The following is a 2634-nucleotide window of genomic DNA, read 5'->3' on the forward strand; positions in this document are numbered from 1 at the left end:
ATAACCGCCTTGCTGTACGTTAAAACCGGCATCCGTACGCAGGTTGTTATTGCTGTAAGCTGTCTCATCGGTTATTATTTATTAATGATGCTGATACCTGTCCCCGGGTTCGGCGCACCTAATCTGGAGCCCGCCACTAATTTAGGGGCCTGGATCGATAGATCGGTTTTTACCGAAAATCACCTTTGGGGCTCATCCAAAACCTGGGACCCGGAAGGTTTACTGGGAACAATCCCCTCTGTTGCAACTTGTTTATTAGGGGTATTCACCGGAACCTGGCTTAAAACTGGCAAGTTCAAAACCAGTACTCATCTGTTTAAAATGATGGGTGTGGGTATTGTCTTGATCGTGCTGGCATTGATCTGGAATACATTCTTCCCCATCAACAAACAACTGTGGACAAGCTCATTTGTGCTGCTTACTGCCGGATTGGCCATCAATATCCTGGCGCTTTCCTACTGGTTTATCGATATCAAAGGCCATAAAGCCTTACTGCCGCCATTTCTGGCTTTTGGTCGTAATGCTATTGCCGCCTATGTTTTGGCCGATATTATTCCTGCTGTAATAGCGGCAATCCCGGTAGGTAAAACCAATTTATGGTCGTTCACTTACAATAATGCGTTTATGCCATATCTGTCACCCGAGAATGCTTCGTTGGCGGGTGCTATCCTGACTGTGCTGATCATTTTTATCCCGGTCTGGATCCTTTATAAAAAGAATATCACTGTTAAGGTATAACCCCTTATGCATCATCTCCCGAAATGAAGAAAACACTATCGTTAAAATATATTATTCTATCTGTTTCGCTGCTTTTATCAGTAATAACGGTAAATGCGCAGTTTCATATTATACCGCAACCGGTAAGTTTGAAAGCCGGCAACGGTAGTTTTGTCTTGAATAAGAATGCTATTATCGGGGTTAATAAAGAAACCGAGCCGATCGGGAAATACCTGCAGGATTACCTGAATCAAAATTATGGGCTGCAAACTACGGTGAAGGTATTTGAAAAGATCCCGGCTAATACGGCTATCAGGTTAAACAATGTTTGGTCTAACGCGGAGAGTGCCTATACCATGCACGTAACCCCGGCATCAGTAAGTATCAGCGGTAATGGTGCTGGCGTGTTTTACGGAGTACAAACATTGATTCAATTATTGCCGACAGATAAAAGTCAGGCATTGAAAATAAGTGCGTGTACTGTTGCTGATCAGCCGCGTTTTGGCTGGCGTGGGTTAAGTTTGGACGTAAGCCGCCATTTTTTTACAGTTGATGAGGTGAAAAAATACATTGATGTAATGGCGCATTACAAGCTCAATACGTTTCACTGGCATTTAACCGACGATGAAGGCTGGCGCATCCAGATTGATAAATATCCCCGCCTTACCGAAGTAGGTTCAAAAATCAGTTATTATGCCAAACGAGGCGAGTTCCGTAAGCTGGATAACCTGATTGATGATGGCCGCGATGGTTTTTATACCAAGGATGAGATTAGAGAGGTGATCAAGTACGCGCAGGACAGGTTTGTAACAATCCTGCCCGAAATTGAAATGCCGGGACATAGCGAGGCTGCTATTTTTGCATACCCTCAGTTGGGTTGCCAGGACTCCACAGGGGCCAAACATCGCGTACGCATGCTCGACCCAAGTGAGTATACCTTCAAATTTATGGAAGATGTGTTGACCGAAGTGATAGCCTTGTTCCCCAACCAATACATTCACATAGGTGGTGATGAAGCAGAGATGGTCGACTGGCTGAAAAGCCCGACCGCAGTCGCCTTGATGAAACGTGAACACCTGAAAAGTGAAAAAGAAGTACAAAGTTATTTTATTAAACGGATAGAAAAATTCCTGCTCTCGAAAAATAAGCGACTGGTAGGCTGGGACGAGATCTTACAGGGGGGACTTGCCGAATCGGCCACGGTAATGAGCTGGCAGGGCGAAGCCGGAGGGATAGCAGCCGCCAAAATGCATCATCACGTGGTAATGACACCTTTGCCATACATGTATTTTGATGCCCCGCAAGCCAATGAAGACTTGGAACCCATAGGCTGGAACCCGCCGGTTACCTGGCAAATGGTATACAACTACGAACCTCAATCAAAAGAACTAACTAACGCCGAAGCCGAATACATTTTAGGAGCCCAAGGCAACATCTGGAACGAAAAAGTACCTAACGCACAGCACCTGCAATACATGGTTTATCCCCGGGCTCTTGCCGTGGCCGAACTCACCTGGAGCCCGAAAAATGAAAAGGACCTGGAACGCTTCGGCTGGAAAATGAAAAATCAGTATGGTTTGTTCAAGCTGTGGAATTTCAATGCCCGCCTGCCTGATATTGATGGGGTTGATAATGTCATCACCAATAAGAACCGGTTTAAATTAACGTTAAACTACCCGCTGCAAGGGGCTAAAGTACGTTATGCGTTAAACGGCAAAATGCCGGATAATAATAGTCCGTCTGTGCCTTTCCCGGTAAATATCAATGTACCTTTAAAAGATAGCATTGGTTTAAGAACATTTACCACCTGGACACTGAATGATCAGCACATTCGCCAAACGGCCAACATCAAGCGTGTGAGTATCAAGCCTGCACGCGAAAAAGCCGCTAAGCTGAAGCCAGGCATGGCCTATGAGG

The 2634-nt window shown here is 45.4% G+C and carries 2 protein-coding genes; both read left to right on the forward strand.

Annotation, left to right across the window (positions count from 1 at the left end; translation table 11 throughout):
- Positions 1-738 (forward strand): acyltransferase family protein (locus VF500_RS05940; protein ID WP_414688564.1); only part of this gene is annotated, 738 nt, incomplete at its 5' end.
- 23 nt (positions 739-761) lie between these two features.
- A partial coding sequence (locus tag VF500_RS05945) for a beta-N-acetylhexosaminidase (protein WP_330858783.1) occupies positions 762-2634 on the forward strand: 1873 nt, incomplete at its 3' end.

This window comes from Mucilaginibacter sp., from assembly GCF_036383575.1.
Taxonomy (GTDB): domain Bacteria; phylum Bacteroidota; class Bacteroidia; order Sphingobacteriales; family Sphingobacteriaceae; genus Mucilaginibacter.